A 5,703-nucleotide genomic window follows, 5' to 3' on the forward strand; every position below is an offset into this window, starting at 1 on the left:
CGATGAGCGCGGCGCTGCGCTCCTGCGCGTCGCGTAGCAGCTCGGCGGCGCGGCGGCATGCGCGGCGCGCTGCGCGGCGACCTCGCGCTCGGCGGCGGCGCGCTGCTCGGCGATATCGCGCTCAGCGGCGGCGCGCGCATCGGCGATCTCGTGGGTCAGGGCGGTGCGGGCGCTCGACAGCTCCTCCGCGAGCGCCGTGCGCGCCGATTCGAGCTCGAGCTCGAGGGCGGCGCGACCCGCGCTGATGTGCTGCTCGAGCGCGGCGCGGCTGCGGGTCTCGAGCTGCTCGACCTCGGCACGCCGACGCTGCTCTTCTGCCGACCACTCCTGCTGACGGCGTGCGAGCTCGTTCTCGACCGACTCGCGCTGCGCGGCCAGTTCAGCCGCGAGGTCGGCGCGACCCGTGCGGATGTCGTCCTCGAGCTGCGCGCGGCGGCTCGACTCATCGTGCTCGAACAGGGTGCGCGCCTGCTCGGTGTCGCGAGCGAGGGCGCCCGCGGCTTCGCGGGCTTCGGCCACCTCCCGGTCGGCGACCACGCGCAGCTCGGCGAGCTCGCGTTCCGTCTCGGCGCGCAGGGCAGCCGCCTCGCGCTTGGCCGTCGCGCGGGCCTCAGCGGCCTCGGTGGCGACGGCGCCGCGGATCGCGGCAGCTTCGCGCACGGCCTCCTGCACGAGGTCGTCGGCCTCCGCGCGGGCGCGGGCGACGGTCTCCTCGGCCTCGCGGCTCGCGGTGTCGGTCAGCTGAGCGGCCCGCGCCGCGGCATCCGCCACCATGCGCTCGGTGCGCTCAGCGGTCTCCGTCTGCAGTCGCTGCGCCTCGGTCTGCGCGGCGGCGCGCAGCTTCTCGGCGTCGATATCGGCCTGGCTGATGAGGCGGGTCGACTGCTCTTCGGCGACCCGCAGCGTCTGCTCGAGCTTCGTGCCGAGACCGGCGTAGGTGGGCCGGCCGACCTCATCGAGCTCGGCCTGCAGGTCGTCGATGACCGCCTGGAGCCGCCCGACCTCCTTCGTCGATTCGGCCCGATCGGTGTTCGCCTTGATGAGCTCGCGACGGATCTCCTGAAGGGCCCGATCCACGTCGTCGCGCTTGTAGCCGCGCATCTCGGTGCCGAAGTCGTACTCAGTGTCTGCCACGTGCCGTCTCCCGGTATTCGGTGGGTGAACCTGATCGAGTGTAGTCGTCGCACACGGCCGGTTCTGGCCTGTTCGGGGGCGCCGCGGACCCCGCGGTCGGCCCTCGAATGGGCGGACGGGCGCGCATCCGCTATTCTGGAATGTCTTTGTTCTGCTGGACGCCCGCCTTCCGTGGCGGGAGAGCCCGATGTCGAGCGCAGGTGGATCGACGCGAACCGCGCCGAGTGATCTCTCCACCGCCGGACGATCATGGGCCGCGATCGACCTCGATCGCAAGCGCCAGCACGAGAGGAGTAGACCCGTGCGATTCATCGCAGCGATCGTGTTCTTCGTCGTCGCCGTCGTCGGTGTCGGCCTGGGCGTGGCCCAGCGCACGGTGTGGGCACCGCCCGACCGGGTGACGGCCGAGCTGCAGCTCGAGTCGACCGCGACCGTCACCGTGCTCGACGGCTCTGCGCTCAACGCCTACCCGGGCCGGCAGACGGTCGAGATCATCGGCGGTGTCGTCGCTCCCATCCTGCCGGAGCCCGAGCCCTCCGAGACGCCGGCGGCCGGCGAGACCCCGGCGCCGGCTCCCGACCCCGACGCGCCCACCGAGACCGAGGCCATCACCGCCGCGTATGGCCGCACGAGCGACGTTATGGCCTGGGTCGGCAATGCGAGCCACAACCTGATCACCTGGGATGCGGAGAACGCGGTCTTCGTCACCGAGACGATGGCCGGCACCGAGTCGGCGGTGCCCGACCCCTACGGCGGCGACCTCTGGTACGGCGACTACCAGGGCGAGGGTGAGCTCGGGCTCACGGTCAACGTGCCCGACGATGTCTCGCTGCTCATCGTCTCCGACGGAACCCTGCCCGCGCCGCAGTCGCTGTCGGTCACCTGGCCCCTCGACAACAGCACCCCCTTCTCGACCGTGCTGATCCTCGGCGGTGTGGGAGCGCTCGTCATCGGGCTGCTGCTGCTGCTGTGGGCGCTGCTGCACATGCGTCGTCAGCGCGGGCCGCGGCGCAAGACGCCCAAGATGCCCAAGGTGCCCAAGCCCTCGCGCTACCGCCCGGTCTCGGGCCGCGCACTGCTCGGGCGACCGAAGGGCCGCCGTGCCGCGCAACGCACTGCGCTCGTGCCGACCCTGCTGCTCGGCTCGATGCTGCTCGTCGCGTGCACCGGCCCGGGTGCCGTCGTCAGCGCCTCTCCCTCGCCCGTGCCCAGCGACGCCATCGATGCCCCCGCGGTCGCCGTCACCGAGAACCAGCTCGAGCGCATCGTCTCGCGCATCGGAACCACCATCCAGCAGGCCGACGAGACGGTCGATGCGACCCTCGCCGGCACGCGCATGGCCGGCCCGGCCCTCGAGCTGCGCACGGCGAGCTACACCGTCAAGAGCTCGGTCGCCGACTTCGCCATCGCGCCGGTGATCCCCGTGGGCGATGTGCAGCTGACACTGCCTGAGCGGCTTCCGGAGGAGGGCGACACCTGGCCGCGCCGCGTGTTCACGATCGTGCGGGCGCCGGCGACGGTCGACGACGCCGGCGCCGAGACGCAGAGCGCCCCGCTCGCCCTCGTGCTCGTGCAAGACGACCCGCGCAGCCAGTACCGCGTGCACTACGCCGTCACGGTGACCCTGCCGGAGGATGCGGAGCGGCCCGAGGTGGCCCCGGCTGCGCTCGGCGCACCGCTGCTGCCGAGCACCACCCCGCTGCTCGCGACGACTCCGGAGCAGGTCGCGATCGGCTACGCCGATGTGCTGCTGCGCGGCGACCAGAGCGAGTCGTTCGACCTCTTCCAGGCCGAGGGCGACACGCTCGTGGAGCAGATCGGCGCGGCGGCGAAGGCGGCCCGCGCGGCGGCGCTGCCGACCACGGCGGCGATCTCGTTCTCGAACGCCGTCGGCGAGGCCGACATCTTCTCGTTCGTGACGAACGACGGCGGTGCGCTCGTCATGCTCTACCTGACCGAGTCGGAGAGCGTGACCCCGACCGAGGCGGGCGCCGCGGTCAATGCTCCCGCCGCGGTGGCCGCGCTCGCCGGTCGCTCGCAGAGCACCACCGGCATCTCGGCGACCTACGGCATCCAGATCCTGTTCTCGGTGCCTCCCGTGGGCAGCGAGGCGCAGGTCGTGCTACTCGGCTTCACGCAGGGGCTCATCGCCGGACGGGAGATCTCATGACCGACCCCTCGATCTCGGGTTCCGCGCTCCGCGGTGCCGTCGACCTCTCCGGTCTCGTGCGTGCGGCGCAGGCGCCAGCACCCGCGCCCGGGCAGGCAGTGCCCGCCGCCGGGGGTGTCGTGCGCGACGCCGACGAGAGCAGCTTCGGCGAGGTCGTCGAGCTCTCGCGCACCGTGCCGGTGATCGTCGAGTTCTACGCCGACGGCATCGCGCCCGTGCTCGGAGCGCTCATAGCCTCGTACGGTGGTCGCCTCGCGCTCGCCACGGTCGACGGCCACCGCAGCCCGCAGATCGCCCAGGCCTTCCAGATCCAGCAGGTTCCCGCGGTCGTGGCGCTCGTCGGCGGTCGACCGCTGCCGCTCTTCGTCGGCATGCCCGCCGAGGCGGAGGTTCGCCAGGTGCTCGACCAGGTGCTCGAGCTGGCGGCGCAGAACGGCGTGACGGGCAGCATCCCGGTGGATGGCGCCGCCGCAGACGGCGGCGAGCCCGCCGAGCCGCCCCTGCCGCCTCTGCACCAGGCCGCGTACGACGCGATCAGCGCGGGCGACTACGCCGCCGCGGCGGCCGCCTACCGTGCCGCCATCGCCCAGAGCCCGCGCGATCAGCTCGCCGTCGCGGGCCTCGCCCAGGTGTCGCTGCTGCAGCGGCTCGAGGGCCTCGTGGCGGCCGACGTGCGCGCGGCGGCCGCCGCCGCCCCCGATGACGTGGATGCCCAGCTCGCGGTCGCCGACCTCGACATCAGCGGGGGCCACGTCGACGACGCGTTCGCGCGCCTGTTGCGCGTCTTCCCGGGGCAGGCCGCGGAGGGCCGGACGGCTATCCGCACGCGCCTGCTCGACTACTTCGAGATCGTCGGCGCCGACGACCCGCGCACGATCGCGGCGCGCCGCGCGCTCACCGCTCTGCTGTACTGATCCGAGCGCGGCGGCGATGGCCGAGCGCGCGCCGCGCTACTCCCGCTGCAGGTAGAGCCCGGCGAGCGGGGGCAGGGTCAACTCGACCGAGGCCGGACGACCGCCCCACGGGGTGTCTGAGGCCTCGACGCGCCCGTAGTTGCCGACGCCCGAACCGCCGAACTCTTCCGCATCGGTGTTGATGACCTCGCGCCAGGTGCCCGCGGCCGGCAGCGGCAGCCGGTAGGGGCCCACCGGGTTGCCGCTGAAGTTGAAGACTCCGACCACGGGCGCGCCGTGGGCGTCGCGGCGCTCGAACGCGATGACGTTGTTGCCCGCGTCGCCGCCCTCGAGCCACGAGAAGCCCTCGGGCGAGTTGTCGAGCTCCCACAGCGCCGGAGTCTCGCGGTAGACCCGGTTGAGCTGGCTGACGAGGTGGTGCAGACCGCGGTGCACAGGCTGGTCGAGAATCCACCAGTCGAGCCCGCGCTCCTCGCTCCACTCGCTTGGCTGCCCGAACTCCTGCCCCATGAACAGCAGCTGCTTGCCGGGGTGCGCCCACATGAACGAGAGGTAGGCGCGCACGTTGGCGAGCTTCTGCCACTGGTCGCCCGGCATCTTGGCGAGTAGCGAGCCCTTGCCGTGCACGACCTCGTCGTGGCTGATTGGCAGCATGAAGTTCTCGCTGAACGCGTAGAGGAAGCTGAAGGTGATCTCGTTGTGGTGGTGCGAGCGCCACATCGGGTTGCGCGCGAAGTAGCTGAGGGTGTCGTGCATCCACCCCATGTTCCACTTCATGCCGAAGCCCAGGCCGCCCTCGCTCGTCGGCTTGGTGACGCCGGGCCACGAGGTCGACTCCTCGGCGATCATGACGATGCCGGGCACGCGCTTGTAGGCCGTCGCGGTCACCTCTTGCAGGAACGCGATGGCTTCGAGGTTCTCGCGCCCGCCGAGCACGTTCGGCAGCCATTGGCCGTCGCTGCGCGAGTAGTCGAGGTAGAGCATGCTCGCGACGGCATCGACCCGCAGGCCGTCGATGTGGAACTCTTCGAGCCAGTAGAGGGCGTTCGCGACGAGGAAGTTGCGCACCTGGCTGCGGCCGAGGTCGAAGATGTAGGTGCCCCAGTCGGGGTGCTCACCCCGTCGGGGGTCGGGATGCTCGTACAGGGCCGCACCGTCGAACCGACCGAGCGCCCACTCGTCTTTCGGGAAGTGCGCGGGAACCCAGTCCATGATCACCCCGATGCCGGCCTGGTGGAGGCGGTCGATGAGGTACCGGAGGTCATCCGGGTGCCCGAATCGCGACGTCGGCGCGAAGTACCCGGTCACCTGGTAGCCCCAGGAGGGGCCGTAGGGGTGCTCGGCGAGCGGCATGAACTCGATGTGGGTGAAGCCCAGCTGGGTCACGTACTCGATGAGCGGGTCGGCGATCTCGCGGTACCCCAGCCCGGGGCGCCACGAGCCGAGGTGCATCTCATAGACGCTCATGGGGGCGTCGTGCGGGTT

The 5,703-nt window shown here is 71.9% G+C and carries 3 protein-coding genes and 1 pseudogene; 2 read left to right on the forward strand and 2 right to left on the reverse strand.

Annotated features, from left to right (window positions below; genetic code table 11):
- Positions 1-1,134: pseudogene (locus ACTIE9_RS13305) on the reverse strand (hypothetical protein); the annotation flags it as partial.
- Between the two features lie 301 nt (positions 1,135-1,435).
- Between ACTIE9_RS13305 and ACTIE9_RS13310 the strand changes: the two are divergent.
- Positions 1,436-3,304, forward strand: coding sequence for a hypothetical protein (locus ACTIE9_RS13310; protein WP_439566047.1), 1,869 nt, complete (start codon positions 1,436-1,438; stop codon positions 3,302-3,304).
- The gene (locus ACTIE9_RS13315) at positions 3,301-4,218 is read left to right on the forward strand and encodes a tetratricopeptide repeat protein (protein WP_439566048.1); all 918 of its coding nucleotides are present in this window, start codon (positions 3,301-3,303) and stop codon (positions 4,216-4,218) included. Before ACTIE9_RS13310 ends, ACTIE9_RS13315 begins: the two co-directional genes overlap by 4 nt.
- 36 nt (positions 4,219-4,254) lie before the next feature.
- Here the strand turns inward: ACTIE9_RS13315 and glgB are convergent.
- A partial coding sequence (glgB, locus tag ACTIE9_RS13320; RefSeq protein WP_439566049.1) for a 1,4-alpha-glucan branching protein GlgB occupies positions 4,255-5,703 on the reverse strand: 1,449 nt, incomplete at its 5' end.

This window comes from Microcella sp. (assembly GCF_051860105.1).
In the GTDB taxonomy this organism is placed as follows: Bacteria; Actinomycetota; Actinomycetes; order Actinomycetales; family Microbacteriaceae; genus Microcella.

Coding starts and splice junctions, on each gene's coding strand:
- ACTIE9_RS13315 (WP_439566048.1), top strand. CDS start 3,301: ATGACCGACCCCTCGATCTCGGGTTCCGCGCTCCGCGGTGCCGTCGAC.